Here is a 25,444-nt window from a genome sequence, read left to right as displayed (position 1 = left end):
TTGAGTGGTCAGCTCAATGGATGGTTCTGTGGGCGCCGATTTTTGGGAGTTTTGCCATCAGGGTATTTCCCGTGTCCATCGTTTGTATTGACCACCCCTGGCACGCGCCCGATACTGGAATCTTATCCTATCCTGCTGGTGTCATGATGATTTCGCGCACATGGGTGGCTTTCTTCAGTGGATTGCTGCTGGGATCCTCTGCCACCGGGGCTTTCGCACAGACACTGTCGCAACCCATGATCGCTCCAGGCCTATGGCGGGTCGTCTCCCTTGTTTACGGACCCATGGGTGCCGAAAGCCGCATCACCCAAGAGCAATGCTGGGAAGCCAGGACTGGTAAGATTCAAGCCTTTATCCCCAACATCGGCGATCACAACAGCACGAATGTCGAAACTCAGGTGCGGAACCATGGTAGCCACAGTACGGTGCAGCTCCACAGTGTCCAAATCCTCCCCAATGGCACGGGCACCCAGCGGATTCGCCTGGTGTTCAGTGACGATCGAAGCGTACTGCATCGCGCGACCATGCAGGGCTCTGGTTCCTTGCAGTTCTCCGCCACGCCACAATTGAACGAGCATTACCGCCAACGGGGACGCTGGCTATCGCCCACCTGCCCTCCTCGATTGGCCAAAACGCAGACCCAGGTTTTGCAAAAGCCTGGGGTACCTGCTGGCCTGCAACAATTGCAGGCACTATCGCAGCGGCTCCAGGCTCAATACCACCCACACTGACGTTTGGCGGTAAGCCCGGCACGGCTCATAGCGGTCAGTACTAGGCACCCAGCCAGAATATATGTACAGAATCGCGTACAAAAACGGAGCTCGAAAATGGATGCCATGACCTACACGACCCTTCGCGCCAATCTAGCTAGTACGATGGACCGCGTTTGCGAAGATCATGAAGCGTTGATCATCACCCGCAACGGAGAGCAAGCGGTAGTCATGCTCTCGCTCGAAGACTACAAGGCGCTGGAAGAAACCGCATACCTACTCCGCACCCCCACTAACGCCAAGCGTCTTCTTGCGGCAGCGGCGCAGTTGAACGCCGGCCAGGGAGTGGAACGGACGCTGGCAGAGTGAAGCTCGTCTTCGCTGACCTGGCTCGGGAAGACTACCCGTATTGGCAGAAGCAGGATAAAAAGATGGTCGAGCGGATCAACAAACTGATTCGTGAGGTCCAGCGCGAGCCGTTTAGTGGTCTCGGCAAACCGGAACTACTGAAAAATGCCCTCTCAGGATTTTGGTCACGCCGGATCAACGACGAGCACCGCATGGTGTATCGGGTTGAAGGCGATCAACTGCAAATCGCGCAATTGCGCTTCTGCTACTGACACCACGCTGGGCTCGTCGAAGCAACTGTTGAGATCGTCGCTCGTTCCATGATCACGATCTCACTTCAATCGTTAGCGCTTGCGGCGATACACATCATTGAAGCGGACGTTTATTCCACCGCATTGATTGTTGTCGGTGACAGCCAAGTATGGACCGATGAGTTCAAATTTAACGGCACAACTATATGGATCGTCGCCCCGAACCGTCAGCTTGTTTCCCATCGGAGCAGCAATTCCGTCCACTTCACCATTGTGGATGACCTGCTCGCCATCTACGATTGCTCCATACCAATACGCCTCACCGCCGATTTCCAGCATGCCTTTTGGCGCCAATTTTATTCCAATGTTGTTTGGTCCCGCTACAGGAACCCAACTTCACAGCCGGTCCTGAAGCGCTGGCTTCTTTGGGTAAGGAATTGCTCTCACATCTCTTTGCGATACCCAGCCCGTATAGTCGGTGTTCTTACCAAAATAATAAATACAGACCCATCCGTCTGCAGGATGTGCGGTAAGCACCCTGTCTCCATTCACCAAATATCCCTTTTGAATGCATTTTGTTTGGTTGGGGCAGCCCTCAGAGTCATCCCTCGCATGAACTCGCTCACCTGCTCCTGCGACAATTTCACCGAGATTTAATTCTGTATAAGATGGGAACGCACCATTTCTACAAGTATATGGCTCAATGGCATAAAATGTGATAGGCGAGGCTAACAATATCAATATTATACGGAAATTCACAGTGATTTACCGAAGCCCAGACGGATATTCAACTGCAAAGGCTTTGCAACATTACACCCATTATTGCTATTGAACATTTGTCACGTCATGTAATACACTCCATTCCACGGTACTGATGCTAGAACTATCTTCCGCCCTTGTAAATCTCCCGCCCTTGCACAGTCCCTGCGTCACTGAGCAAGAGAGGCCTAAGCGTCAATCTGCCAGTGGTGAGGGTGGGCTGCAATGAATTATTATGCATCAATATTAGCCCCGAGCCGCCCCTTGTTTCTTGGGTAATTGTGGGTCCATAAAGTCCCAAGGCGCAGCACTGCCTACATAGAAATCTAAATTTGGCGCGTAATTCGATGAGTCATCTAAGGAGTCTCTGATTTAGCCATCTGATACAATGGGCTGACCGAGTAGCGAGGAGATGCTATCCATGTCCGGACAGATAACCTTTGCCGAGGAGCCCAGCCTGTCGCGACGCCGCAAGCAGACCAAGCGAGAACGCTTTCTGGCCGAGATGGATGCCGTGGTTCCCTGGGCCAGGCTTGTGGCCTTGATCGAGCCGCACTACCCCAAGGGGGGCAGCGGCCGCAAACCTATGCCTTTGGAGCGGATGCTGCGGATCCACTTTCTCCAGCAATGGTTCGGCTACTCCGATCCGGGGATGGAAGAGGCCCTGTACGAGGTTCCTCTGCTCCGTCAATTCGTCGGTATCGACTTGGGTCGGGACTTCGTTCCCGATGAGACCACGATCCTGAAGTTCCGCCGCTTACTGGAGCGCCATGCGCTTGCCCAGGCCATCTTTGCCGAGGTGCAGTCCGTGTTGCAGGAGAAAGGGCTCTTGCTGCAGGAAGGCAAGACCGTGGATGCCACCTTGATTCACGCCCCGAGCTCCACCAAGAACCGAGACCGCAAGCGGGATCCAGAGATGAGTTCCACCAAGAAAGGGAATCAGTGGTATTTCGGGATGAAGGCGCATGTGGCAACGGATCTCCAAGGTATCGTACAGGCGGTGGACTTCACGGCGGCCAAGGTACCGGATCATCGTAACCGGTCTCTCAGCGGCGTTCTTCCCCCCTCCATTGGCATGAGGCAGGATGGCTTATTGCCTGGTCGGGATTGAGGTGGGCGGTGGAATCAGCGGTGTTGCTGGAAGCGGTGCAGATCGGAGCGCAGGGGTGCCTGGGCAAAGTGCTCTTTCCACAGACGAGGGGTGAGTTGGGCCACGTCCTTGGCCGGATGCTGACCGACCCGCTGCAGGACGTCTACGAGATAATCGTAGGGATCGATCCCCTGCAGGCGGCAGGTACTGAGCAGACTCTGGATGATACCGAGATGCTCTGCACCAAGTTCAGTCCAGCAGAAGAGCCAGTTTTTTCTCCCCAAGGGAATGGGTCGGATCTGGCACTCGATGTGGTTGGTGTCGATGGGCACGTCAGGTTCTTCCAGAAAGACCTGCAGCGGCCCCTTGCGACTGTGGACGTAGGCGAGGGCCTTGGTGAAGGGATTGCTGGGTAGCAAGGCCGTATCCGTCAGCTGCTGTTCGACCCAAGTGAAGAACTGGGCGACCCGGGGGCGGCTATGGGTATAGCGATAGTGCCGCTTGTCCGCACCGCTCAATCCTTGGCTGCGAATCTCATCTTCGACGCGATAGAACGCCCGGATCTGCTCCAGGGCCTCGGCCACCCTTTCCGGGGCGTGGGCCTCGGCACGCACGAACTCCCGTCGGCTGTGGGCCCAGCACTGGGCATGGATCAGCCCCGCGTTTTCTTTCTGGAAGCGGGCATAAGCGGCATAGCCATCGCTCAGGAGCACCGTACCCGGCGCCAAGGGGCCCAAGAGCTCCCGGATGTGGATGGTGCCCCGGCTTTCGGCATAGGGAAAGCAGATCTCCTGGGCATCGCCAAAGACCGGCCAGAAGTACCCTTGGTGCATCTTGCCCTTTTCCCGGCGTCCCGCCTTGATGGGGGTCTCGTCCATAGTCAGCACGCGAGACTGGCGAATGCTCTCAAACTGGGCCGTATAGATGGGGGACAGGAGCAGAATGGACCGTTGCACGAGATCGGTGAGCCAAGAGCGACTGACCCGCAGGCCTTGGGCCACCATCCGCTGATGCTGCCGATAGAGCGGCAAGTGGTACAGGAACTTATCCGTCAGGATTCCCGCCAGCAGGCTGACATCGGCCCGGCTGCCGTCCAGAACCCCCATGGGAGCCGGGGCGGTGTGCAGGGTCTCCGATTCCCGGAGCTTGACCACCGGCCGCTCGTATTTGAGGACGACATAGCTGCCTGGCCGCTGGGCCAGGCGGTAGCTGACCTTGGTATCGATGATCTCGCAGGCGTCGGGATCGAGGCCTGCGATCTCGGGAGCCGGGAGGGTGATGGTTTCGGTAGGTACCCGGCTCTCATCGAAGAAGGGCAGGCTTTCGGCCCGATCTTCCGGCCGTTTGGGCGCGGCGCGAGTATGGGCGGCGACGATACGAAGAGGCGCAGGTGCGACTTCCGCCGGAGAAAACTCCTGACCGAGACTCAGCTGCTCGACCGGAGGCGGAGGGACGCGCCGTTCGCTCTTCTGGCCGAAGAACTGCTGGCGGAACCAATCGAGCTGGCTTTGGAGCCCTTGGATTTGGGCTTCAAATTTCTTGTGGATGGTGGCATTGATCTCGACCTGCAGCTGCCAGGCAGCGAGGGCTTCGGGGTAGTTTCTGGGGGTGGGAGATTCTGCCAAATCCATAGCAGAATCATAACACTAACTGCTTAATATCGCAAGCATTTCAGCGGGTTTCAGGAGAATTTTTCTCCGTTTTGGTGCCGATAACGGCGCCTTTTTTGGACGCCATCGATGCCCTCCAACAGGAGTTTGAGACCGGTCCAGTCGATCTCCGCTTTGGGGGGATGCCGCCACGACCAAAAGCCACCCCGCTCCAGGCGCTTGGCCCAGAGACAGTATCCCGTTCGATCCCAATACAGCACCTTCATCTGGGTCGCCCTGCGATTCACGAAGACGAAGCAATGCCCGGACAGGGGATCCTGGGCGAAGGTCGGATGCACCAAGGCCGAGAGCCCGTCGAAGGACTTACGCATGTCCACCGGCACCCGGCAAAGAAAGACCCGGATGCGTCCTTCCGGAAAGAACATCCCTCAGCCTCGCCGAATCGAGAGGACGCAGCCACCCCCCAGGTCGAGGCGAATCTCCAGGGGCAGCGCCCGCGCTGCAGATGGTGGCACAGCACCCAGGCCCAATTCCACGAAGGCAGGAGCCATCGCCTCCCCATCATCCCCGGGAGCTACCACGCCACCGCTCTCCAGGCGCAGGCGACGCCGCCAATAATAAAACTGCGGCAGGGACAGTCCGTGTTCTGCGCAGAACTGTCGGGCAGAAAGGCCACAAGCCTCGTATTCCTGCATCCGTTGCTGCCAGACCTCCGTCCGGGCCTGAACCTTGCCGCTATCTTCTGGGGTGTTTTCCATGACGCCAATCCTTTACAAGAACGATGGCGCCATGCTGGGCAATGCCTGCTCAGAAGGGAAGAACGCCGGTCAGAGATCGCTTACGGATCATCAGCGGCTGGAGGGGCTCCTTACCGGAGAGGAGTCGGTGGTCCTCGCTGACCGGGGCTATGACTATCCCCAGGTGCATGACACGCTGGTGGCCCGAGGCATACGGAACGCGGTAGCGCGGCGACGCTATCCTGGGCAGAAAACCGGCTTGGCGGCCCTCAAGCGCTACAACCGCGCCATTGCCCGGATCCGTGCCCGGGGAGAACACGCCTTCCGGGTGCTGAAGTGCCAATTCGGTTATCAGCGAACCAGATATCGGGGTCTGGCCAAGAACGGTGCTCAACTGACCACGCTCTTTGCCTTGGCCAATCTGTACATGCTGAGGAGATATCTCCTGGCCGCGTAGGGAGTGGTGTGCCCAATATCCAATAATTCTCCAGAAAATGGGGGAATTTGACGGATAAGTGACCTGATAGCAACGTGCTTAGGTCAATACTGGGGACAAGGCGCACCTTTTTAGGCTAGGTCAGAGCTTCCCTAAGGTTCCCGCCTTCACGCCAAGCGCTCCTGCCATGCCGCTGAAACGAGCGAACAACTGCGAACCACAATTTGGGCAGAAGCCTCTACTGTGCGTATCTCCGCTATCCGCTTGAGACTCGAAATACTTCACTTCACCAATGATATCCACATCTTTTTCACGAAAAATCATCGCTGGAATGAAAGCGCTTCCAGATGAACGTTGGCAATCTTTGCAATGGCAATTTCCCGAGAACATCGGCTCAGCATTTACTGAATAACTTACTTTCCCACAAAGACACTTTCCGGAATATTTTGCATTCATGAAATCCTCCTGGTGACATCGGACGCATAACGTCTAACTTTACTGGACGCTGCGCGGATTCATCGCGCAGCTTCCGTTGGAATGATGGGCTGGGTGTCGTTGGTTCATTGCGCGGATGCCACAGCTTGAATGACTGTTTCAATTTCCGCGATGCCTGCCCAAGGTAGAGGAATAACAAACATATTCGCAGGTGCCATGAGCGAGAGAAATTGAGCGATCAGCCGCTCAGGGGGAAGCTCGGTGATATGAGTGCGGTTTTTCAACCCGACACCTCGAATATGGGCGAGTTTCCAACCATACTCATTGACGTTGAACCTTTTCGTAAGCGTGCAGTGGTATTTGGCAATAGGTTTTTCTACAGCCTTTTGAATCATGGCGACAGGAATCACGTCTTTGGCGAGGAACGCTCTGATGTCTTGAAGCGAGGGGCATTCGCCGTTTGATGCCATAACGTAAGCCCAGTGGGCGGGGCTGTTGTCGCAGGGAACAAGAGGACGTCCAGATAAGTGAGAAACAACGGAGCCGCGATTGTTGGAGTGTTTGCGGACAAACAGAGGCAGGTCGTCGGCGGCCACCCATGCGGCCAATAATTCTGACCAATGGGCAATGGCATTGTCCGATGGACGAGGACGGGAGGGGCTATTTGCCCACGCCTGAGCGAAGCTATCAATCAGGGCCGTGAGGTCAGGCGGAAGAAGTTCTGGACAGTGCGTGAGTGTGGTCATCTCAAGAGGCCCAGCATTTAGCTTGAGGGGCGCGAAAACATGCAGCGAAGCCAACAGTTGGAACGCTCCAGTCGAAGCGCCTGTTAGCCAGCAGCTTTGACATAACTAGCGCTTTTTGAAGTAGGGTTGAACTCAACAATAGAAACATCTCGTGGAATGAGATGCCCATTGACACGGGTATAATACTCGGCCAAGGTTTCTGATTGGCGGGCGTGCCGAGCCTCAAGAACGAAGAGGATTTTCCTGAAGTGCGCCGGTGCCAGAAGGAAGTAATACATTGCTTCGTTCCACACAGTGATCTTTGCGCTTGGCATGTTTCCAGTTTCTGTCCAGTTGTGAGACTTGCATTCGACTAATACTGCCGGTTCTTTACAACCCAAGTCGAAACGATGTGCTTTTCGAAGGTCATTGACGCCGAGCTGCACAGAAAATGATGTCGTAAGGGTCAAGCCTTCTTCATCGATGAAATAAGCCAATGCATCTGCCTCAAACTCACGGCCTGCATGTGCGTTGGAAACGGCTCCGGTACGCTGATGGTTTGTCATATGGCTAACGTAGAGCAAACCGGCTCGCCGAAGCGAGCTAGGTTGAGCGCTATGTTGGACGAAGCCGCTGCGCGGAGGAGTCGCCGACTGGCCTGACACGAATTACTCTGCATGTTCATCCACCTGAGGGTCCTCTGGGACGATTCTGCAATATTTCGTGAGGAGGAACCAGCATGACCTGCACCACCAACGAGCACTTCAACCGGCAATACCGGATCCATCTCAAGCACCTCAAGCTCAAAGGTCTGCAGCCCAAGACCATCGACGCCTATGCCCGCGCCATCCGGCGCTTGGGCGACTACTTCAGCCACCAGATCGATGACCTCTCCGAGGCCCAGTTGACCAATTATTTCAGCGACCTGATTGAGAGCCACTCCTAGAGCGCGGTCAAGCTCGACCTCTATGGCTTGAAGTTCTATACCACCCACGTTCTGCATCAACGCTAGGCCATGCCCCACCTGATCAAGCCGCCCAAAGCCCAACGTCTGCCCAACATTGTTACTGTCGACGAAGCCCAGCAGCTTTTTGCCACGACCCGTACCCCGAGCTACCGGGTATTCTATTTCATCCTCTACAGCCTGGGTCTGCGCCTGGGCGAAGGCCTGGCGCCTCAGGTTGGCGACATTGACACCGGGCGTCGTCGGGTGCATATCCGCGATGCCAAGGGCAACCGGGATCGCTTCGTGCCTTTACCGGCAGCCACACTCGCCGCCTTACGACAGTTCTGGCAACTCCACCGCCATCCAGCACTCCTCTTCCCCAACCGGCAGGGCGGTCTGAAGGCGGCGGATCGGGCTCACTCGCCCCTGGATCGCGTTGGCGTGCAGGCCACCTTACGCCAAGTTGTCCTCAATTGCGGCCTAAAAAAAGAGCACCCCACACAGCCTGCGGCATAGCTATGCGACGCACCTGATCGAAGCCGGTGTCGACCTGCTTGAAGTCCAGAAGATCCTTGGCCATCATTCGGTTCTGACCACGGCCCAATACACCCACCTCACCAGTCACACCCACGAACGAGCGCATGCCTGCATCAATGCCTTGATGAGCCGGTTCTCGATCCAGTGGAGGACGGTACAATGATTCCCTTCGACGATATTATTGCCCGCTTCGAGGCAGACTACCTGCGGCGGTATGGCCGGTCCCTGTTGCCCAGCCAGCGTCAGGCCCTTGCCGCCATGAAGCAGTGCCGCACCGCCTTGGCGCCACTTTTTCTGGCGGCATGCAGCGCCTGTGATGAGATCCGTCTGTTGCCCCATTCCTGCGGCCCTCGCAGTTGCCCGCACTGCCAACACCACGAAAGCCAGCGTTGGCTTGAACGGCAACGCAAGCGCAAGGTACCGGCCGACCACTTCCAGCTCACCTTCACGTTGCCGGCAGAACTGAGGCTACTGGCCTGGCAGCATCAATGCACGCTCTACGCCATCTTGTTCGACTGCGCGTGGGCAACGCTGCGTACCTTCAGCAGAAACGACCGAGAGTTGCAAGGCACGCCCGGCGCAGTGGCAGTATTGAACGCCCACTCCCGGCGACTCGATTACCATCCCCATATCCATCTCGCCATGCCGGCGACAACCCTGGATGCCAAGGGGCGGAGTTGGCGGACCAAGACTCGAAAGAACAGGCCGTGCCACCTGTTCCACCACCGGGCTTTGGCCAAGGTGTTTCGCGCAAGGTGCAGGCCACCCTCGAACAGACTGACCTGAAACCGCCGCCCGGTCTGGCGACGACCTGGGTGGTCGACTGCAAAGGCGTGGGCAACGGGGAGAAGGCCCTGGTCAATCTGGGCCGCTATCTGTATCGCGGGGTAATTCAGTAAAAGGCCATCCTCGCCTGCGAGAATGGCCAAGTGCGCTTCCGCTATCTGGACGGTAAGACCGGCAAACGGATGGACCGCATCCTAAGCGGTACGGCCTTCCCACACCTGGTCCTGCAACATTTGCCACCCAAGGGCTTCCGGCGAGCGCGCAACTACGGCTTTCTGCATCCCAATAGCAAACATCTGATTGCCTTGTTGCAGGTGCTGCTGAAGGTGGCGCCGAACCCGTGCTGGATAATGCCGCGCCCGCCATTGACCTGCCCATGCTATGGCGCGCCGATGCGCGTGCTGCGGCGACAGATCCCACCGTCGGCAGTGCCACATCCACCAGAGGTGGAAGCCATTGAGGGCGTGACTGGGTAATAGCCATCAACTCGGCTTCGCGGGCGCGCTGTTCGGCGCGACGGCTGTGCTCTGCCAAGAAACAGGAACAACTAAGGGTTTCAACAGGTTACACCGTCCGCGGACGGAACGAACTGCCACAATGACCGTGTCGTTGGGTATCTATAATGGATTCGCGGAAGCCAAGCTCCCGCATTCGCCCAGAGCAGCGAAAAGATATTTTCACGGGGTATCGTTCAGCACGCCGGGCTCGTCCAACAACCGGTTCAGATCGTGACTCGCTGCGCGATCACGATCTAACCTTGATCGTTAGAGCACACCTGCTATCTCGAGGGCGTACACCCCCGACGTGATTGCGCATAGAAGAAATAGAGCCCATGTAATGACGAAAAGCCAAAGGCGGAAATGGGTGCTGTGGTCCGTTGTGCCTAGGGAATTGGCAGCGACATCCGTGAGGAACAACAAGGCACCTAGGATACAAAGGCCGCCCGCGACTGCTGATGCAATAGCCCAGTTTTGATGTGCATGTGTAACTTTGAAGGCAATGAGCAACGCGAACGTTGCCGCGATGATGCCCGTACTAAGACCGATCAGTTGCTTCAAGACTTCCGCTGCGCTATCGAGCCCGTGCTGATTAGCCATAGTTTTCCCCTTGTGCGCGCTAATCGGGATAGGAAGAAGCCTCACGGCCCCTCCCTCCCACACCACCGGACGTTCGGATCACGTATCCGGCGGTTCGATGGATTGAATTCTTACCGTGCTGCAAGGCTCGGTACTCCCAGGGTCTCAAAGTAGCGCAGGGGTAACGCCAGAGCCAAGGCGGGTGTCTTCGACAATCGCCACGGCCCATGCGCCGACTTGCTGGTGTTCCACGCTTCGCGCACCGTTACCCCGCGCTTGCGTAGTTCCCTGTAGCCCGCCGGCCCCCATTGTTTCCAGAGGTAGCAGCGTAACTTGCGTCGTATCCACTTGTCGATGTCGCGCAGAGGGCTCAGTACCTCGGCAATGCCGAAATACGCTTTCCAACCAAGCAGGCTTTCTCTCAGCTCCGCCGCGATCACTTCTATGCGGTTGCCTCGTGTACGACGGGTCAGTTCCCGCACCCGATCTTTCAGCTTGTCGAGGGCCTTGTCGGCCACCTTCAGCTTCTTGTCGTTGCGGCTGACCGTGAAGCCCAGAAACTTGCGCTTCCAGGGTCGGTCCACCGCGCTTTTCAGCGGATTCACTGTGAGCCTCAGTGAGTCACTTACCCAGCGTGTCACGCTCGCCATCACCCGCTCGCCCGCGCGTTTGCTTCTGACCAGGATGTTGCAGTCGTCGGCATAGCGGGCGAAGCGGTGGCCGCACCGGTCCAGTTCCCAATCCAGTTCGTCCAGCACCACATTGGCCAGCAGGGGCGATAACGGGCCGCCTTGCGGCACCCCGGTCGACGTGGCTTCGATCTTGCCGTCCACCACGACGCCCGCTTTCAGGAAGCGGTTGATCAGGCGTAGCACGTCGGCGTCCTGGGTGCGGGTTTTGAGCCGCGCCATGAGCCGGTCGTGGTTGACCCGATCAAAGAAGCTTTGCAGGTCCATGTCGACCACCCAGCCGTAGCCTTGCCGAATCGTGGCTTGCACATGGCGGATCGCCTGGTGCGCCGAGCGGTTGGGGCGGAAGCCGTAGCTGTGCGGGTGGAAGTGGGGTTCCCATTGCGCGGACAGCACTTGCGCGATGGCTTGCTGGATAAAGCGGTCGAGCACCGTGGGGATGCCAAGGGGGCGCGTCTTGCCGTCGCCCTTGGGGATGTCCACCCAGTGGTGCTTGAGGTATTCCGGTAATTCATCGACCGTCATGCCGTCGATGCCCGGCGCGCCTTGGTTCCGGCGCACTTGCTTCAAGGCGCGTTGCAGATTGGCCCGGTCCAACACTTGGGCCAGCAACGCGCGGGGAGGAATCGACTCGGGTGGTCCATCCGATCCAGCCACGGGTTCATCCGGCGGCATGGCCGCCGCCAGCTTGCGCTGGGGGTCTGATGCGGTCCCGTTGCTCATCTCATGGTCCTTTGTCTTCCATCGTTCGGGCCTTCAGCGGGGGCGCCGCCTACTATGCCCTCTGCTGACTTCTCCACGGTATTCAGCGCCCGTTTCCAGGCGCCCCGCTTCGATCTCTTGAAGCACCGGGGAGATCTCCCGGGGTAAGACACGTTACCTTCGCGGCATAGACGCCGGATTTACAAAATTCACCCAATCGCAGATGGAGGACTTTGCGGTCACGTGCCCGCTCGTCCCGAATGCATCACGCCTCATATCCGGTTTTTGTTCATCGCCCTGCCGTTTCGGATTGGGCTTCCTTCAGACCCCCATCTCACGACGACGCCCTTGCCCTTCTCCTTGCCTTCGGCTCTGCAAACCTGGCCATAGGACTTTCACCTATGAAGTAACGCGCCATGCCCGGCGCACACGTTTAGCTTGAGGGGCGCGGAAACAGGCGGCGAAGCCGGCTGTTGGAGCGTCCCACTCGAAGCGATTGTTAGGCGACAGGCGCAACGCCCCTATTTGCCTGCATTAGTAATTATTGTTTGAAGCATGGGAAAACCAAACCATTGCACGATAAACCCGGTTGCAACTGCACCCCAAACATCCTTGACTTTAACCACTAACAAGAAATCTGTTGTAGCCAGTCTTGATAACAGCACAGTCATGACACCACTAAGCAATATGGCGGACATTAATCCAACGGCAATGGCTTTCATAACTACAAAGACGTCTGGGCCTAGATGTACATCTCCGAATAGCATTTGTAGAATAAAGCAGAGAATACCGCCGATCGCAGCCCCAAGAATTAGAACCCATGGAGAAGCGTCCATCTGAATATCAGTAGAAATTGTCTTTACGAATGAACTACCGTAGTTTGTGACATTCCCTCTATTGCCGATTGCTGGCTTGAACGGCCAAATGTGGACATTGGCATTAACTTTGAATTTTCCGGGCGAAAAAAATAAATAAGACCTAATTGTTCTATAAACACGAGTTACGACACCTAGGTCGGCCCCTGATCCTCCGTCTTTGCTTGAGTGTGGATCAATCTTCCATACAACAGAATAGGTGGCACCTGGGTCGATTCTTACAATTTCAGAAAAAGGTCTACTTTGAATGGTAGGAAAGAAAGCGCCTATTGATCCTGTTCGACTATTTTGACCATATATTTCTGGTGCCAATGATAATGTACATGCCTGGTCCACTATCCATATGGGTTTTGTTGATCTGTTGGATAAATGCCCAGACACAGACCAAAGCTCCCCTGCGACTGGTATTTCGCGTGATGGATATAGTGCAATATCAATGTCAGGCGCACCAATTGGCTCATCAGAGCCAATTTCACCATCAAAATCCACCTGACCTGGAGAAACGAACCCCTTTTTTTTTGATATGGTGCCTATCAATCCACCGATAAGGGCCTCTGCGCCTTCTGGCAAATTGTCGCCATGTTCTTTCTCAACAGTATCTTCCGAATCCTCATTGGCTTGAGATGAGTAGTTGTTCATATAACTTCCCCGTTTGAATGAGCCGCCCAACATAAAGTTGAGGGGCGCGCCGCTTTTGGCGCGTCCCTCTCGAACGCCATGTTAGGAGCCTTATGGAGCGGGAACATGCTTGCGCAGCCAACTGTCCCAAGACTCAAACATAACCCTAGGTGTCGCCATTTCTAGTTGATGCCTTGCGCGGCTTTCGTCGGGGTCACTCCTTGTGCGCCCACCGATAACGATACCGCGAACATCAATGTCCTTTTCCGGGTCTACATGGAGATAGCCATTTGGCCCCAAAACGGAGTTGTATTTTTGGGTGCCACTCTCAACAGCTTTACGAATTATATGCACCTCCCTGCGGAAGGGTTCGTAGTTCGACTGGATTTGATAGAAGCGTTCTCGAATTTGCTGTGCGGCATAGTTGATATCTGCGGCAACAGCACCATCGGCGTTCAGGTAGTTGAAATTGGCACCTTTCACTTCTATGAGTATGACATCCATGCGCGAGCGGTCAGTAAAGACGACGAAATCAACGTTGCCATGAGCAATTGGAAATTCGGAGAAAGCTATGTACTCGCGCTTTATCGCCGGATGTGCGCATGCTGCCCCGAGTATCGAGAGGTCGCGCTTAAGTTCTGCTTGGAGCTCTCGCTCAGATGCACCCTGAGCGACAAGATTTGCAATATTCGATAGCGGCAATTGAGGCTCCTAACGTATATTCAACTGCACAAGCGTTGCAGCATAACATCCAACTTTGCCGTATAACATCCCCGACCTCACGCGGCTACGCCATTGCATCGTCTTGATAATAGAGCGATTCCAGCACCCCTGGCAAACACTACCCCCATCAAACCGTCAATAGCGCGCGCTGCAGGGCCTGCAGGTCAGGGATTTCCAGCTGGCGTTGCTGTACGCGGATTAGCCCTTTGTTCTGCAGCTTGCGCAAGACCCGCGAGAGGGTTTCGGGGGTCAGGCCGAGGCGGGTGGCGATGGCGGACTTCTTGGCGGGGAGTTCGATCTGCACCCTGCCCTGCCCTTCGGGGGTCAGTTCCAGTAGGTAATGTACGACGCGCTGCTCGGCATTTTCGACACTCAATTGGCGCAATTCCTTGACCAGAAAATGCAGGCGCATACTCAGGCGGGCCAACATCTGGCGCATCAATTGTGGCCTGGCTTCCATTTGTTGCACGAAAAGCGCCAAAGGGATTTCCAGCACGCAAGTAGCGCTTTGCGCTTGCGCCGTGACCGGATAGCGCCCACCCAGGAAGGCGACGGCCTCGGCAAATAAATCGCCGGGCTGCATGATTTCGATGATTTTTTCGTCACCACTGGCGGCAGCGGCAATGAGGTGAATGCCGCCCGAGAGGAGCAAATAAAATGCATCTGCCTTTGCGCCTTCGGTAAAGAGGATATTTCCGTCCGACAAAACCCGCTGATGGCTCTGGGCCAAAAGCTCCTGTAACAAGGGCGGCGGCCATGCGGCAAAGATGGGGGTTTGCCGGAGCCGTTGCTGATCCTCTTCCTGAACTTCTGAGCTCATGTTTTTCCTTCTCCCGCATTCTGCGCAATGATCCTCTGCGCGGCCTGTCGCGCCTGCTGCAATTCCTGTTGGTACAGTGTCGTTTCGTATCCTTTGGCCGGCGTGCGGGTCAGGGGCTGTAGAACACTGCGCCCAGAATGCCCATGAATCTGGATCTGTACCACCATGGATAGGCCGGGGCGCAGAGGGTGCCTTTCCAATTCCTTGGCCGGCAGCGAGATGCGTACCGGCACCCGCTCGACAATGTGGATGTAATTCCCTGTGGCATTCTCCGGGGGCAGGATGGAAAAGGCACTGCCCGCACCGGGCAACAGGCCTTCTACCCTGCCATGGTAGCGCACGCTGCCGCCGTAATAGTAGCTGTGCAGGGTCACGGGATCGCCTGGCCGCACCTGGGCCATCTCCGTTTCCTTGATATTGGCGACCACCCAAAGGGGTTGAAGGGGGACGATGGAAAACAGGCGTTCCCCGCCCTGCACCATCTGTCCGGCCTGTACCGCGCGCTGGGCGATATAGCCGCTGATGGGGGCACGGATGTCGCGTCGCAGCCACTGGACGTAACTCAGCTCAAAGGCGGTGGCGGCCGCCTGCACCTGCGGGTTGTTGGCGAGCTCCGTCTTGGCCACCAAGGCACGGGCGGCGCGCAAGCGGGCCTGGAGGGTAGCAATTCGTGCCTTGACGCTGAGGATGTCCTGTTGAGTATCGCTGATCTGGATGGCAGCCACCGAGCCGCTCGCCTGGGCCTGAAGATAGCGTTGCAGGTTGTCCTGCAGCTTGTGCAGGGTTGCTTGCTGTGCTTGGATGCGGTGTTGCACCACTGGTACTTGGGCAAACTCCTGGCGGAGTTGGCGAACCGTCCAGCCCAGGGCCGCCGCCTTGGCCTGCATAGCGAGAGTGCTACGATCCCCCTGCAGGGCTGCCAGGAGCTCTCCGGCGTGGACATACTGAGTGTTCTGCACAAAGACCCGCCGCACGGTGCCATCAACCTGGGCCGGAACGGGGACGATGTTGCCGGTGACGTAGGCATCGTTGCTCTCTATCCGCTGGCTGCCCACCAGCACCCACCACAAGAGCCAAAGGCCGCCCAACAGCAGCAATATCAGGGCCAGGATGGCCAGCTTCTGAACGCGGCTCATGGCTCCACCATTTCCGCAACGGCCAAATGTTCCGCCATGAGTTCCGCCGATGCTGGAGCGGGGTGGGTGAACAGCACCAGTATCGCGAGCCCCAGAAAGGCCCACCCCCCCACATAAAAGATCTCGTTGAAGGCCAGACTGCTGGCATGTAACGCCACCTGCCCGGACAAATAGTCCTGGGCACCAGCTGGCGTCAATCGAGCAGACAAGGCACGGAGGCTGGCATCCCAGGCCAGGGCTTGTTGGCTGGGATCGGCAATCAGAAAATGCCGATGCAAGTCGCTGCGCCGTTCCCAAAACACGGCGATAGCGGGAATCCCCAGGGCCTGCCCGCTGCTACGCAACAGATTCAGCAGCGATGCTGCTCGCTGTTCTTCAGCTATCCTCAAACCCAGCAGCCCGATACGTGCCCAAACGCCAAAGACCGCGCCGAGGGCAAGCCCGACCAGGAGTGGCGGCCCGTGCAGGGTGTCCGGTGAAACCGGCAAGTCCCAAGAGGACATCCAAAAGGCGGCGATGCTCAGCAAGGCCATGGCTATCAGGCCCAGCCAGCGCGGATCATGACGGCGCAGGTACCAGTGACTGAAGGCCGCGCTCAGCGGGGCGAAAATGGCCATGGGGAGCAAAAGCAGCCCAAGCCGATAGGCGCTGAAGCCAAATTGCAATTGGTACAGCACAACCAAGGCGGCCAGCAGGCCTTGAAAGAAAAATCCTGTGAGTAGGATACCCAGGGCGGCGAGGGCAAAGTTCCGCTGGCGCAGCAGGCGTAAATCCGTGACCGGCTGAGGATGGGGCCAGGCCCAGAGAAACAGTGCCGACAGAGAAGTCACCAAGCCTACGACCAGCCACTGGCTGCGTGGGGTATCCCACCACCCGTCGACGTCCCAAAAGTTTCCCAGCATCACGGCGCATCCCAAGGCGGCGACGAGAAAGCCATAGCCGAGCCAATCCATGTCATACTTTCCGCGATTATGACCTGCGTCTTCCCAGGCCCAGATGCCCAGGAATACCAGCACTGCGAGGGGTATGTTGAGCATAAATAGCCAACGCCAACCCCAGGTATCCGCCAGGAGTCCGCCCAGAAATGGTCCAAAGGCAAAAGGCGTGATGGACGCCCAGCCCCAGAGGAAGAGACCGCGGCTTTTGCTCGATTCGTGATAGTGAGACAGCAGCAAGCTGAGGGATAAGGGGATGGTCAAACCACCCGCCAGGGCAGCGACAATACGGGCCAACAGGAAACACGCGTAGTCCGTGCTGATCGCATTCACCATAGAAGCGCCTGCAAAGAGTGCAAAGGCCAGCAGCAAACCGTCTTTATCTCCCAAGCGACTGCGCATCCAGGGAGCGAGGGGGAAGGCCAGACCCAAACCGAGGAAATAAAAGTCCTGAGTCCAATCCGCGTAGCCAGGATTGCAGCCGAGGCTGCCGGCGATCTTGGGGATCATCGGCAGATAGGCCCCGCCATTGAAAAGCACCAGGAAATGACCCAGGCCGATGCTAAGATTGGCAGCCAGAAAGCGGTTGGCGCTACCGTGACGACTCCACTGCCGCGCGACTTCAGGTGCAGACTGGCCCATCCTTATCCGACTATTAGGAAAACGTAGCGCAGACTAGCAGCGACGAAGCTATCGGGACAAATTGGTTATCTGGATACAAGCTATCGGTAAGGTGGATAGCGTGACAGAACCCGATCGCGAAAAAACGGACGACGGAGGACGGCCTTGATCTTGTCAATCTGCTGCTCGGAGAAAATCAGAAGGTAACGTCCTTTTCTCCACGATTCATACAGTTTGTCTGGCACGCTCCCACGCACTAGGGTAGCAGATAAGAAAATATTCGTATCCAGGATCACTCGCATGTTGAGCGACGTTCCGCCATCACTTCGGCCTCTATGGCTGCTTGGAGCTCGTCACTGTCCATGTCCGAAGCGCCAAAGCACCGCTTCTTAAACAAAACGCGAGAGATCGCCTTCCAGACCACCCCTTGACAGATGTTGAGCGTCAGATACGATAGTAATCGGATACTCACTTAATCGGGTCACTATGCCTATGCACCCCAAGCACCTACCGGCGGACGAGCGCCGGGCCGAGACAGTTCAGGCCGTCGTCGAGCTCGCTGCGACACAGAATCCCAAGGAAATCACCACGGCGGCCATCGCCAAGCACATGGGTGTGACCCAAGGTGCTCTGTTCAAACACTTCCCGAGCAAGGAATCGATCCTGGAGGCCGTAATGGAGTGGGTGGCGGAACACCTGCTGGCACGCGTGGATCAGGCGGCGGCTGCAGCCCCCTCCCCCCTGGCGGCACTGGAGGCTACCTTCATGACCCATATCCATTTCGTCAGCGAGCACCCTGGGGTGCCGCGGATGTTGTTTGGCGAATTGCAGAACCAGAACGACTCCCTGCCCAAGAAGATGGCCCAGACCCTACTCCGCCGCTATGGCGAGCGGCTGCGCCAACTGCTCGAGGCGGGCAAGGCACAAGGGGAACTGGCCGCAGGGCTAGATATAGAGGCGGCGACGGTGTCTTTCATCGGCAGTATCCAGGGCTTGGTAATGCAGTCCTTGCTGGCGGGTGACGTCAAGTTCATGCAGCAACAGGCGCTGGGGGTGTTTGCCCTGTATCGGCGCGGCATCGGGAGAAAACCATGAAATTTCCTGCCATGCAGCGCCGCACCCTGGCGCTGGTTGCGGTCATCGTGCCGCTGGCCTTGCTGCTTGCTTATGTGGCGCTGCGCTCGGGGCCGCTGGCGCCAGTGGCGGTCACCGTGGCCGAGGTGCAAAAGCGCGCGCTGGCGCCTTCGCTGTTCGGCATCGGCACGGTGCAGGCGCGCTACACCTTTCAGATCGGGCCCACAGCGGCAGGTCGGCTCAAGCGGCTCGACGTGCATGTGGGCGACACGGTGAAGGCCGGGCAGGTCATCGGCGAGATGGACCCGGTGGACCTCGACCAGCGCATTGCCGCGCAGCAGGCCGCCATCCAGGCCGGTACGGCAAGCGTGCGTCAGGCCGAAGCCAAACGCGCCTACGCGCAGACCCAGGCGCAGCGCTACGAACAACTCATGGCTCTGCGCAGCACCAGCGAGGAAACCGTGGCCACCAAGCGGCAGGATCAGGCGGTGGCCGAAGCCACGCTGGCCGCGGCGCGCGAGGACTTGGCGCGCCAGCGCGCCGATCTGCAAGGTCTGCAGGCACAGCGGGCCAATCTGCGGCTGGTCGCGCCGGTGGGCGGACTGGTGGCGGCGCGCGATGCCGACCCCGGCACTACTGTGGTTGCGGGTCAGGCCGTGGTGCAACTGATCGACCCGCACAGCCTGTGGATCGACACCCGCTTCGACCAGATCACCGCTACCGGCCTGGCCGCCGGGCTGCCGGTGCAGATCGTGCTGCGCTCGCGCCAGGGCCAGCCGCTGCAAGGTCGGGTGTTGCGGGTCGATCCGCTGGCCGACGCAGTGACCGAGGAGACCGTGGCCAGGATCGTGTTCGACCGCATCCCGGCGCCGCTGCCGCCCCTGAGGGAACTGGCCGAGGTCACGGTGCAACTGCCCGAACTGTCCGCCGCCCCGGTCATTCCCAATGCGGCGATCCATGAGGTGAACGGCCAGCGCGGTGTCTGGACGCTCGACGGCAACAAGCTCGCCTTCACGCCGGTGACGCTGGGGCGCTCCGACCTCAACGGCTGGGTGCAGGTGCGCCAGGGGCTCAAGGACGGCGACCGCGTCGTCGTGTACAGCGAAAAAACCCTGCACCGCGGCAGCGCCATCCACATCGTCGAGCGCATTCCCGGAGTCTCGCCATGATCAGCCTGGCCGGGCGCGACATCCTGCATGCCTGGGGCAAGTTCGTCTTCACCGGCATTGGACTGGGCCTGCTCATCGGCGTGACCCTGACCATGGCCGGGGTGTACCGCGGCATGGTGGCCGACGGAGAGGCCGTGCTGAACAACAGTGGCGCCGATCTCTGGGTGGTGCAGAAAGACACCCTGGGGCCTTACGCCGAGTCGTCCAGCGTGTACGACGACCTGTGGCGCGGCATCCGCGCCATGCCCGGCGTGGCGGCGGCGGCCAACATCACCTACCTGACCATGCAGGTCGGCCAAGGCGATCACGATGTGCGGGCCATGGTGGTCGGCATCATGGCGGGCGAGCCGGGTGTTCCGGGCTGGCCGCCGTATCTGGTCGCCGGCCGTCAGATCACCCGCGGCCACTACGAGGCGGTGGCCGACATCGCCACCGGCTTCAAACTCGGCGACGTGATCAAGATTCGCCGCAACCAGTACACCGTGGTCGGGTTGACGCGGCGCATGGTGTCGTCCAGCGGCGACCCGATGGTGTTCATCCCCCTGAAGGACGCGCAGGAAGCGCAGTTCCTCAAGAACAACGACGCCATCCTGATGCAGCGCCGCCGCACCGAGGCCAGCCCCACGCTCAACCGCCCCGGCGTGCCGGGTCTGCTCGACGCCATCATCGCCTCGCAGACGACCAACAACTACGTCAACGCCATTCTGGTGCGCGTCGCCCCCGGCTACACCCAGGACGAGGTGGCGGAGCCGATCCGGCGCTGGAAGCGCCTGACCGTCTACACCCGCGCGCAGATGGAGAACATCCTGATCGCCAAGCTGATCGCCACGTCATCGAAGCAGATCGGCATGTTCCTGGTCATTCTGGCCGTGGTCAGCGCCTCCATCGTCGCCTTCATCATCTACTCCCTGACCATGGACAAGATCCGTGAGATCGCCGTGCTCAAGCTCATCGGCACGCGCAACCGCACCATCGCGTCCATGATCATGCAGCAGGCGCTGGCGCTGGGCCTGATCGGCTTTGCCGTCGGCAAGATCACCGCGACCTTCGCCGCGCCGGTCTTTCCCAAGTACGTGCTGTTGATGCCGCAAGACTCGGTCGCAGGCTTCTTCGCTGTCATGGGCATCTGCGCCGCGGCCAGCGTCATCGCCATACGCATGGCGCTCAAGGTCGATCCGGCCGAAGCCATCGGAGGTTGATCATGGCGGGCAAAGGCATACGCATCGAAGGATTGAAAAAACGCTACGGCAGCGGCGATACCGCCGTCGACGCCCTCAAGGGCGTGGACATGCACGTCGAGCCCGGCGAGGTAGTCGGACTGATCGGCCCCTCCGGCTCGGGCAAGAGCACCTTGCTCAAGTGCCTGGGCGCGGTGATCGACCCGACCGCCGGGCGCATGACCCTGGGCGACGAGGTGATCTACGACGCGGACTGGAAGGTGCGCGACCTGCGCGCCCTGCGCCGCGACAAGATCGGCTTCGTGTTCCAGGCGCCGTACCTGATTCCGTTTCTCGACGTGACCGACAACGTCGCGCTGCTGCCCATGCTCGCGGGGCGGCCGAATGCCGAGGCCCGCCAGCGCGCGCTCGAACTGCTCACCGCGCTGGACGTCCAGCACCGCGCGCGCGCCATGCCCTCGCAGTTGTCGGGCGGCGAGCAGCAGCGCGTGGCCATCGCCCGCGGTCTGGTCAACCACCCGCCGGTGATCCTCGCCGACGAACCCACCGCGCCGCTCGACTCGCAGCGCGCGATGGCGGTGATCCGCATCCTCAACGACATGGCGAAGAAGTACCAGACCGCGATCATCGTCGTCACCCACGACGAAAAAATCATCCCCACCTTCAAGCGCATCTATCACATCCGCGACGGCGTGACCCACGAAGAAGCGGGCGAAGGCCGCGACTTCGATTGATGGACACCGAGGAGATCCCGCGATGAAACAGCTGCCTGCCGATGTGCGCCCCTACCGGCGCACCCCCGAGTTCACCGAAGCGAGCATCCCGCCCGGGCCGGTGCGGTTTTACGTCGAATTCCACGCCGCCGCACCGCAAGCGGGCGACCCCCACGCCTGAAGGAACACCATCATGGAAAGTAAAGATTTGAAGCAGAACCCCCGGCCACGGCCTTTGCGAACCGTCGTCCTGTTGGCCCTCGCCATGGGGCTCGCTGGTTGCGCCGCCGGGCCAGATTTCCAGCGTCCGGCACCCCCCAAGGTTGCCGCCTACACCGCTGCTCCGCTTCCGCATCAGACGGCTTCTGCGGCCACCAACCTGGGATCGGCCCAGCGCCTCGACCCTGGCATGGTAGTTGATGCCCAGTGGTGGCGCAGCTTTCAATCCCCCGCCCTCGACCACTTCATCGACGAGGCGCTGCAGGGCAGCCCCTCCCTCGCCGCCGCCCGCGCCACCTTGCGCCAAGCGCAGGAGCTGTATGCCGCTCAGTCTGGATCGACACTGTATCCACAAGTGGACGCCGGGCTGAGTGCCGAACGTCAACGCTTCAATCCCATTGCCCTCGGGCAAAGCACGGGGGCACGCACCTTCAACTTGCTGAATGCCGGTGTTGGCGTCCGCTACAATCTTGACCTTGCCGGCGGCAACCGTCGGGCTCTGGAGGCCCTTGCCGCTAAGGCCGACTATCAGCGCTTTGAACTGGAAGCCGCGCGCTTGAGTCTGGCAGGCAACATCGCCGGCACCGCCATTACGCGCGCCCGGCTGGCTGCGCAGATCAAGGCCACCAGCGCCATACTGCGGGCGCAGGAAGAACAGATTGAACTCGCCCAGGGCCGCGTGCATCTCGGCCAGGCCTCACCGGACGAAGTGCTGTCCCTGACCACCCAGGCCGAGCAGACGCGCGCCAGCCTGCCCACCCTGCGCCAGCAGATGCAGCAGAGCGAGCATCTGCTTGCCGCGCTGGCTGGCCGCGCGCCGGGTGCGGGCGGCATTCCCGCCTTCACCCTGACGGATTTCACCCTGCCCAAGGCGCTTCCGCTGGTCGTGCCCTCCGAGCTGGTGCGCCACCGTCCGGACATCCAGGCGTCGGAAGCCTTGTTGCATGCGGCCAATGCCGACTACGGCGTGGCCGTGGCCAAGTTCTATCCCCAGATCAACCTCAGCGCGAATCTGAGCAGTCAGGCCCTCAGCAGCGCTGCCCTCTTCGGGCCAGGCTCCGCAGTTTGGAGCCTGCTCGGACAGCTCACCCAACCGCTGTTCCGTCCCGGGCTGGCGGCGGAAAAGCGTGCCGCCCTAGCTGCTTTCGACGCTGCCGCCGCAAACTACCAAAACGTCGTGCTGGAGGCCCTGCGCAACGTCGCCGACAGCCTGCGCGCGATGGATAACGACGCCCAGACCCTGGCCGCCCTGGCCGTTGCGGATCGGGCTGCCCAGGGTTCGCTGCATTCGGTCGAGCGGCAATATCAACTGGGCGCAGCCAGCTATCTGCAAGTCCTCGTCGCCCAGCAACAGGCACAGCAAACACGACTCGGATTGCTGGCAGCCCAAGCGCAACGCCTCAGCGATACCGTCGCCCTCTACCAGGCCATGGGCACCTGACAAGCCCCAGGCATCTGATAAGATGTCCGCCATGCCGCTCTCTACCCCCTCCCTGGAACTCCTGGAAACCTTTTGGGCCGTCGCCGAAACCGGCAGCGTCAGCGCAGCTGCCAAACGCCTGCATCGCAGCCAGCCCGCCATCAGCGAGCGCTTGCAGCGGCTGAACGACATCGTCGGTGAGGTGCTCTATCTGCCCCATGGTCGCGGTGTGCGCCTGACCGCTGCGGGTGAGGCGTATCTAGCCCCCGCGCGGCGTTTGCAGGAACTCAAGAACGAGGTGTCCGATCGGTTGTACCGGCGCTCGCACCTGCAGGAGGGGGTGCTGAAGATTGCCGCCACCAACACCATCGCCAATTATTTTTTACCCTCCCACCTGGTCGAGTTTCGTCGTCGCTATCCCGATATCGAAATCATCCTGAAAGGCGGCATCAGTGACTGGACCCAATATGCGCTGGGGGATTGGGACCTGCTCTTCATCGAGGAGGGGAGCGAGGACATCCCCCTACCCCGCTATTATCAGCGGCACCCGTGGCTGCAAGATGAGATTCTCACCATCTTTCCCCAGGATCATGCCTTGGCCAACCGGGAGACCATTGGCCTGGCAGACCTGCTGGCCTTTCCCATGGTCTGGCGGGAAGACCATTCAGGCGTGCGCGCGCGAGTACTGCAGGAGTTCACCCGCCAGGGCCTGGACGTGCCCATCCGCATCGAAGTCAATGGCGTCGAGGCCATGGGGAATGCGGTGGCAGCTGGTCTGGGCATCGGCTTCATTACCAGCACCGCGCTGCGCTATCGCCCCGATTGGGCGCTCTGCACCCGACGCCTCCCGGCTCCTCAAGGCATTCATTGGACCCTCCACCTCGCCGTTCCCGAAGCCCCCTACCGCTCCCATACCCTGAACGCCTTTCTACAACAGATTGGACTGGAAGCCCATGTGTCCCAAGGGACCTGAAACCGATCTGGAACCCTTGCTGGCAGAACTGCAGCACTGCCGGCTCTGTGCAGAGCATCTGCCCCAGGAACCACGCCCGGTCCTGCAGATCCACCCTCGCGCCCGAATCCTCATCGCCGCCCAGGCGCCGGGGCGGCGCGCCCAGGCCAGTGGCTTACCCTTTGACGATCCCAGCGGTGATCGCCTGCGTGATTGGCTCGGGGTCAGTCGCAGCCAATTTTACGATCCCCAGTTCTTTGCCTTGGTACCCATGGGATTCTGCTATCCCGGCAAGGCGCGCGCTGGCGATCTTCCGCCACGCCCAGAGTGTGCACCGCGCTGGCGCACACCCCTCCTCGCTCATCTGCAACAGGTAGAATTGACCCTGGTTATTGGCCAGTATGCGCGCCGCTATCATTTGCCCGAGAGCCGAGGCTCCCTGCAAGCGCTGGTGCGCGATTGGCGACACTATGGGCCCGCCCTGATCCCTCTGCCCCATCCCAGTCCGCGCAACACCCTCTGGCTGCGCCGTAACCCCTGGTTCAGCGACGACGTCCTCCCGGCCCTGAAGAATCGGATCGCCGAGATTCTGGGCTGAGTTTTCTTGACCGAAATCAAGGAATCGCTCATCTGCTGATGCTACCGTGCTCTGGAAGTCTCTTTCAGCCAAGGAGTAGCAGATGAGCATCAACATCGATTTGATCAAAAACAGCGGTAAGGCGGTGCAGGACTTGGGCGTGCAGGTCGCCGCCCATTTCTATGAAACGATGTTCCAGCACTATCCCGAAGTGCGCAAGATGTTCCCCGGCGACATGACCGAGCAGCGGGTACGGCTGTTCAACTCGGTGATCCTCATTGCCTCCAACATCGACAACACCGACATGTTGGTGCCCTATCTGAAGGAATTGGGCGTGGGGCACATCCAATATGACACCCGCCCGGAGCATTATCCAATCGTCGGGAAGAGTCTATTGCTCACCCTAAAGCATTTTCTGGGATCCGCCTGGACCGCGGAAATGGCAGAGTCCTGGGTAGAGGCCTACAACCTGGCCTCGACGGTCTGCATCCAGGCGGCCTGTGATGCCATGGCGGCGGGTCGTTATGTCCCGCTGACCCTCGACGATGTACCGCCCGTGGGGGCCTGACCTCTTCCG

27 protein-coding genes and 4 pseudogenes are annotated in these 25,444 nt (G+C 59.3%); 17 read left to right on the top strand and 14 right to left on the bottom strand.

Annotation, left to right across the window (positions count from 1 at the left end; genetic code table 11):
* Nucleotides 1-143: 143 nt before the first annotated feature.
* From M5D89_RS08260 to M5D89_RS08250, 3 genes are all read left to right on the top strand, one after another.
* Nucleotides 144-731 (top strand): hypothetical protein, encoded by a 588-nt coding sequence (locus tag M5D89_RS08260; protein WP_248885344.1) that lies wholly within the window; start codon nt 144-146, stop codon nt 729-731.
* A 105-nt stretch (nt 732-836) separates the two neighbouring features.
* A complete protein-coding gene (locus M5D89_RS08255; RefSeq protein WP_248885343.1) occupies nt 837-1,079 on the top strand; it encodes a type II toxin-antitoxin system Phd/YefM family antitoxin in 243 nt (80 codons plus the stop codon).
* Entirely contained in the window at nt 1,076-1,330 is a 255-nt protein-coding gene (locus tag M5D89_RS08250; RefSeq protein WP_248885342.1) for a Txe/YoeB family addiction module toxin, read from the top strand. The genes M5D89_RS08255 and M5D89_RS08250 overlap by 4 nt, the downstream gene beginning before the upstream one ends.
* 72 nt (nt 1,331-1,402) lie before the next feature.
* On the opposite strand, the gene M5D89_RS08245 is transcribed toward M5D89_RS08250, so the two are convergent.
* On the bottom strand, nt 1,403-1,648 hold the full coding sequence (locus tag M5D89_RS08245; RefSeq protein ID WP_248885341.1) for a hypothetical protein: 246 nt from the start codon (nt 1,646-1,648) through the stop codon (nt 1,403-1,405).
* An 841-nt stretch (nt 1,649-2,489) separates the two neighbouring features.
* Here M5D89_RS08245 and M5D89_RS08240 point away from each other — a divergent pair.
* Nucleotides 2,490-3,098 (top strand): annotated as a pseudogene (locus M5D89_RS08240) (IS5 family transposase); the annotation flags it as partial.
* 95 nt (nt 3,099-3,193) lie between these two features.
* Here the strand turns inward: M5D89_RS08240 and tnpC are convergent.
* From tnpC to tnpA, 3 genes are read right to left on the bottom strand one after another with little or no spacing between them, the layout of a single operon-like run.
* Nucleotides 3,194-4,789, bottom strand: coding sequence for an IS66 family transposase (gene tnpC / locus M5D89_RS08235; RefSeq protein WP_248884013.1), 1,596 nt, complete (start codon nt 4,787-4,789; stop codon nt 3,194-3,196).
* A 50-nt stretch (nt 4,790-4,839) separates the two neighbouring features.
* Nucleotides 4,840-5,193 (bottom strand): IS66 family insertion sequence element accessory protein TnpB, encoded by a 354-nt coding sequence (gene tnpB, locus M5D89_RS08230; RefSeq protein WP_248884014.1) that lies wholly within the window; start codon nt 5,191-5,193, stop codon nt 4,840-4,842.
* Between the two features lie 3 nt (nt 5,194-5,196).
* Complete coding sequence (gene tnpA, locus M5D89_RS08225) at nt 5,197-5,526, bottom strand: IS66 family insertion sequence element accessory protein TnpA (protein ID WP_248884015.1); 330 nt, start codon at nt 5,524-5,526, stop codon at nt 5,197-5,199.
* 85 nt (nt 5,527-5,611) lie between these two features.
* On the opposite strand from tnpA, the pseudogene M5D89_RS08220 reads away from it, so the two are divergent.
* Nucleotides 5,612-5,962 (top strand): annotated as a pseudogene (locus M5D89_RS08220) (transposase); the annotation flags it as partial.
* Between the two features lie 120 nt (nt 5,963-6,082).
* Here M5D89_RS08220 and M5D89_RS08215 read toward each other — a convergent pair.
* From M5D89_RS08215 to M5D89_RS08205, 3 genes are all read right to left on the bottom strand, one after another.
* Nucleotides 6,083-6,397, bottom strand: a complete 315-nt coding sequence (locus M5D89_RS08215; RefSeq protein WP_248885340.1) for a GFA family protein — start codon at nt 6,395-6,397, stop codon at nt 6,083-6,085.
* A 104-nt stretch (nt 6,398-6,501) separates the two neighbouring features.
* Nucleotides 6,502-7,122: a hypothetical protein gene (locus tag M5D89_RS08210; RefSeq protein ID WP_248885339.1), complete on the bottom strand. Its 621-nt coding sequence runs from the start codon at nt 7,120-7,122 to the stop codon at nt 6,502-6,504.
* 83 nt (nt 7,123-7,205) lie between these two features.
* The gene (locus M5D89_RS08205) at nt 7,206-7,685 is read right to left on the bottom strand and encodes a hypothetical protein (protein ID WP_248885338.1); all 480 of its coding nucleotides are present in this window, start codon (nt 7,683-7,685) and stop codon (nt 7,206-7,208) included.
* 155 nt (nt 7,686-7,840) lie between these two features.
* Here M5D89_RS08205 and M5D89_RS08200 point away from each other — a divergent pair, with 155 nt between their 5' ends.
* The 3 genes and pseudogenes from M5D89_RS08200 to M5D89_RS14425 all read left to right on the top strand — a co-directional run bounded on the left by M5D89_RS08200 (nt 7,841) and on the right by M5D89_RS14425 (nt 9,846).
* Entirely contained in the window at nt 7,841-8,047 is a 207-nt protein-coding gene (locus M5D89_RS08200) for a phage integrase N-terminal SAM-like domain-containing protein (RefSeq protein WP_248885337.1), read from the top strand.
* Nucleotides 8,048-8,116: 69 nt separating this feature from the next.
* A pseudogene (locus M5D89_RS08195) lies at nt 8,117-8,747 on the top strand (tyrosine-type recombinase/integrase).
* Nucleotides 8,744-9,846 (top strand): annotated as a pseudogene (locus M5D89_RS14425) (IS91 family transposase). The pseudogenes M5D89_RS08195 and M5D89_RS14425 overlap by 4 nt, the downstream one beginning before the upstream one ends.
* 731 nt (nt 9,847-10,577) lie before the next feature.
* On the opposite strand, the gene ltrA reads toward M5D89_RS14425, so the two are convergent.
* The 7 genes from ltrA to M5D89_RS14420 all read right to left on the bottom strand — a co-directional run bounded on the left by ltrA (nt 10,578) and on the right by M5D89_RS14420 (nt 17,867).
* On the bottom strand, nt 10,578-11,858 hold the full coding sequence (gene ltrA, locus M5D89_RS08175) for a group II intron reverse transcriptase/maturase (protein ID WP_248885332.1): 1,281 nt from the start codon (nt 11,856-11,858) through the stop codon (nt 10,578-10,580).
* Between the two features lie 500 nt (nt 11,859-12,358).
* The gene (locus M5D89_RS08170; RefSeq protein WP_248885331.1) at nt 12,359-13,351 is read right to left on the bottom strand and encodes a hypothetical protein; all 993 of its coding nucleotides are present in this window, start codon (nt 13,349-13,351) and stop codon (nt 12,359-12,361) included.
* A 90-nt stretch (nt 13,352-13,441) separates the two neighbouring features.
* Nucleotides 13,442-14,032, bottom strand: coding sequence for a Shedu anti-phage system protein SduA domain-containing protein (locus tag M5D89_RS08165; protein ID WP_248885330.1), 591 nt, complete (start codon nt 14,030-14,032; stop codon nt 13,442-13,444).
* A 148-nt stretch (nt 14,033-14,180) separates the two neighbouring features.
* Nucleotides 14,181-14,873, bottom strand: coding sequence for a Crp/Fnr family transcriptional regulator (locus tag M5D89_RS08160; protein ID WP_248885329.1), 693 nt, complete (start codon nt 14,871-14,873; stop codon nt 14,181-14,183).
* A complete protein-coding gene (locus M5D89_RS08155; RefSeq protein WP_248885328.1) occupies nt 14,870-16,009 on the bottom strand; it encodes an HlyD/EmrA/EmrK family protein in 1,140 nt (379 codons plus the stop codon). The genes M5D89_RS08160 and M5D89_RS08155 overlap by 4 nt, the downstream gene beginning before the upstream one ends.
* A complete protein-coding gene (locus tag M5D89_RS08150) occupies nt 16,006-17,586 on the bottom strand; it encodes an MFS transporter (protein ID WP_248885327.1) in 1,581 nt (526 codons plus the stop codon). The genes M5D89_RS08155 and M5D89_RS08150 overlap by 4 nt, the downstream gene beginning before the upstream one ends.
* An 80-nt stretch (nt 17,587-17,666) precedes the next feature.
* Entirely contained in the window at nt 17,667-17,867 is a 201-nt protein-coding gene (locus M5D89_RS14420; RefSeq protein ID WP_431307149.1) for a PIN domain-containing protein, read from the bottom strand.
* A 184-nt stretch (nt 17,868-18,051) separates the two neighbouring features.
* On the opposite strand from M5D89_RS14420, the gene M5D89_RS08145 reads away from it, so the two are divergent.
* The 9 genes from M5D89_RS08145 to M5D89_RS08105 all read left to right on the top strand — a co-directional run bounded on the left by M5D89_RS08145 (nt 18,052) and on the right by M5D89_RS08105 (nt 25,435).
* Complete coding sequence (locus M5D89_RS08145; protein WP_248885326.1) at nt 18,052-18,660, top strand: TetR/AcrR family transcriptional regulator; 609 nt, start codon at nt 18,052-18,054, stop codon at nt 18,658-18,660.
* The gene (locus tag M5D89_RS08140) at nt 18,657-19,808 is read left to right on the top strand and encodes an efflux RND transporter periplasmic adaptor subunit (protein WP_248885325.1); all 1,152 of its coding nucleotides are present in this window, start codon (nt 18,657-18,659) and stop codon (nt 19,806-19,808) included. Before M5D89_RS08145 ends, M5D89_RS08140 begins: the two co-directional genes overlap by 4 nt.
* Nucleotides 19,805-21,007, top strand: a complete 1,203-nt coding sequence (locus tag M5D89_RS08135; RefSeq protein WP_248885324.1) for an ABC transporter permease — start codon at nt 19,805-19,807, stop codon at nt 21,005-21,007. The genes M5D89_RS08140 and M5D89_RS08135 overlap by 4 nt, the downstream gene beginning before the upstream one ends.
* Nucleotides 21,008-21,009: 2 nt before the next feature.
* Entirely contained in the window at nt 21,010-21,720 is a 711-nt protein-coding gene (locus M5D89_RS08130) for an ABC transporter ATP-binding protein (protein ID WP_248885323.1), read from the top strand.
* A 22-nt stretch (nt 21,721-21,742) separates the two neighbouring features.
* Nucleotides 21,743-21,880: a hypothetical protein gene (locus M5D89_RS08125; protein WP_248885322.1), complete on the top strand. Its 138-nt coding sequence runs from the start codon at nt 21,743-21,745 to the stop codon at nt 21,878-21,880.
* Nucleotides 21,881-21,892: 12 nt separating this feature from the next.
* Entirely contained in the window at nt 21,893-23,359 is a 1,467-nt protein-coding gene (locus M5D89_RS08120) for an efflux transporter outer membrane subunit (RefSeq protein ID WP_248885321.1), read from the top strand.
* Between the two features lie 31 nt (nt 23,360-23,390).
* Complete coding sequence (locus M5D89_RS08115) at nt 23,391-24,311, top strand: LysR family transcriptional regulator (RefSeq protein ID WP_248885320.1); 921 nt, start codon at nt 23,391-23,393, stop codon at nt 24,309-24,311.
* Nucleotides 24,292-24,888: a uracil-DNA glycosylase family protein gene (locus M5D89_RS08110; RefSeq protein ID WP_248885319.1), complete on the top strand. Its 597-nt coding sequence runs from the start codon at nt 24,292-24,294 to the stop codon at nt 24,886-24,888. The genes M5D89_RS08115 and M5D89_RS08110 overlap by 20 nt, the downstream gene beginning before the upstream one ends.
* Before the next feature lie 82 nt (nt 24,889-24,970).
* A complete protein-coding gene (locus M5D89_RS08105) occupies nt 24,971-25,435 on the top strand; it encodes a globin domain-containing protein (RefSeq protein WP_248885318.1) in 465 nt (154 codons plus the stop codon).
* Nucleotides 25,436-25,444 lie beyond the last annotated feature (9 nt).

This window comes from Acidithiobacillus acidisediminis, from assembly GCF_023277115.1.
Lineage (GTDB): Bacteria > Pseudomonadota > Gammaproteobacteria > Acidithiobacillales > Acidithiobacillaceae > Igneacidithiobacillus > Igneacidithiobacillus acidisediminis.
This window is presented reverse-complemented; position numbering and strand designations above follow the sequence as displayed.

Coding starts and splice junctions, on each gene's coding strand:
- M5D89_RS08260 (WP_248885344.1), top strand. CDS start 144: ATGATGATTTCGCGCACATGGGTGGCTTTCTTCAGTGGATTGCTGCTG.
- M5D89_RS08255 (WP_248885343.1), top strand. CDS start 837: ATGACCTACACGACCCTTCGCGCCAATCTAGCTAGTACGATGGACCGC.
- M5D89_RS08245 (WP_248885341.1), bottom strand. CDS start 1,648: ATGCTGGAAATCGGCGGTGAGGCGTATTGGTATGGAGCAATCGTAGAT.
- tnpC (WP_248884013.1), bottom strand. CDS start 4,789: ATGGATTTGGCAGAATCTCCCACCCCCAGAAACTACCCCGAAGCCCTC.
- tnpB (WP_248884014.1), bottom strand. CDS start 5,193: ATGTTCTTTCCGGAAGGACGCATCCGGGTCTTTCTTTGCCGGGTGCCG.
- tnpA (WP_248884015.1), bottom strand. CDS start 5,526: ATGGAAAACACCCCAGAAGATAGCGGCAAGGTTCAGGCCCGGACGGAG.
- M5D89_RS08215 (WP_248885340.1), bottom strand. CDS start 6,397: ATGAATGCAAAATATTCCGGAAAGTGTCTTTGTGGGAAAGTAAGTTAT.
- M5D89_RS08210 (WP_248885339.1), bottom strand. CDS start 7,122: ATGACCACACTCACGCACTGTCCAGAACTTCTTCCGCCTGACCTCACG.
- M5D89_RS08200 (WP_248885337.1), top strand. CDS start 7,841: ATGACCTGCACCACCAACGAGCACTTCAACCGGCAATACCGGATCCAT.
- ltrA (WP_248885332.1), bottom strand. CDS start 11,858: ATGAGCAACGGGACCGCATCAGACCCCCAGCGCAAGCTGGCGGCGGCC.
- M5D89_RS08170 (WP_248885331.1), bottom strand. CDS start 13,351: ATGAACAACTACTCATCTCAAGCCAATGAGGATTCGGAAGATACTGTT.
- M5D89_RS08160 (WP_248885329.1), bottom strand. CDS start 14,873: ATGAGCTCAGAAGTTCAGGAAGAGGATCAGCAACGGCTCCGGCAAACC.
- M5D89_RS08155 (WP_248885328.1), bottom strand. CDS start 16,009: ATGAGCCGCGTTCAGAAGCTGGCCATCCTGGCCCTGATATTGCTGCTG.
- M5D89_RS08150 (WP_248885327.1), bottom strand. CDS start 17,586: ATGGGCCAGTCTGCACCTGAAGTCGCGCGGCAGTGGAGTCGTCACGGT.
- M5D89_RS14420 (WP_431307149.1), bottom strand. CDS start 17,867: ATGCGAGTGATCCTGGATACGAATATTTTCTTATCTGCTACCCTAGTG.
- M5D89_RS08145 (WP_248885326.1), top strand. CDS start 18,052: ATGCCTATGCACCCCAAGCACCTACCGGCGGACGAGCGCCGGGCCGAG.
- M5D89_RS08140 (WP_248885325.1), top strand. CDS start 18,657: ATGAAATTTCCTGCCATGCAGCGCCGCACCCTGGCGCTGGTTGCGGTC.
- M5D89_RS08135 (WP_248885324.1), top strand. CDS start 19,805: ATGATCAGCCTGGCCGGGCGCGACATCCTGCATGCCTGGGGCAAGTTC.
- M5D89_RS08130 (WP_248885323.1), top strand. CDS start 21,010: ATGGCGGGCAAAGGCATACGCATCGAAGGATTGAAAAAACGCTACGGC.
- M5D89_RS08125 (WP_248885322.1), top strand. CDS start 21,743: ATGAAACAGCTGCCTGCCGATGTGCGCCCCTACCGGCGCACCCCCGAG.
- M5D89_RS08120 (WP_248885321.1), top strand. CDS start 21,893: ATGGAAAGTAAAGATTTGAAGCAGAACCCCCGGCCACGGCCTTTGCGA.
- M5D89_RS08115 (WP_248885320.1), top strand. CDS start 23,391: ATGCCGCTCTCTACCCCCTCCCTGGAACTCCTGGAAACCTTTTGGGCC.
- M5D89_RS08110 (WP_248885319.1), top strand. CDS start 24,292: ATGTGTCCCAAGGGACCTGAAACCGATCTGGAACCCTTGCTGGCAGAA.
- M5D89_RS08105 (WP_248885318.1), top strand. CDS start 24,971: ATGAGCATCAACATCGATTTGATCAAAAACAGCGGTAAGGCGGTGCAG.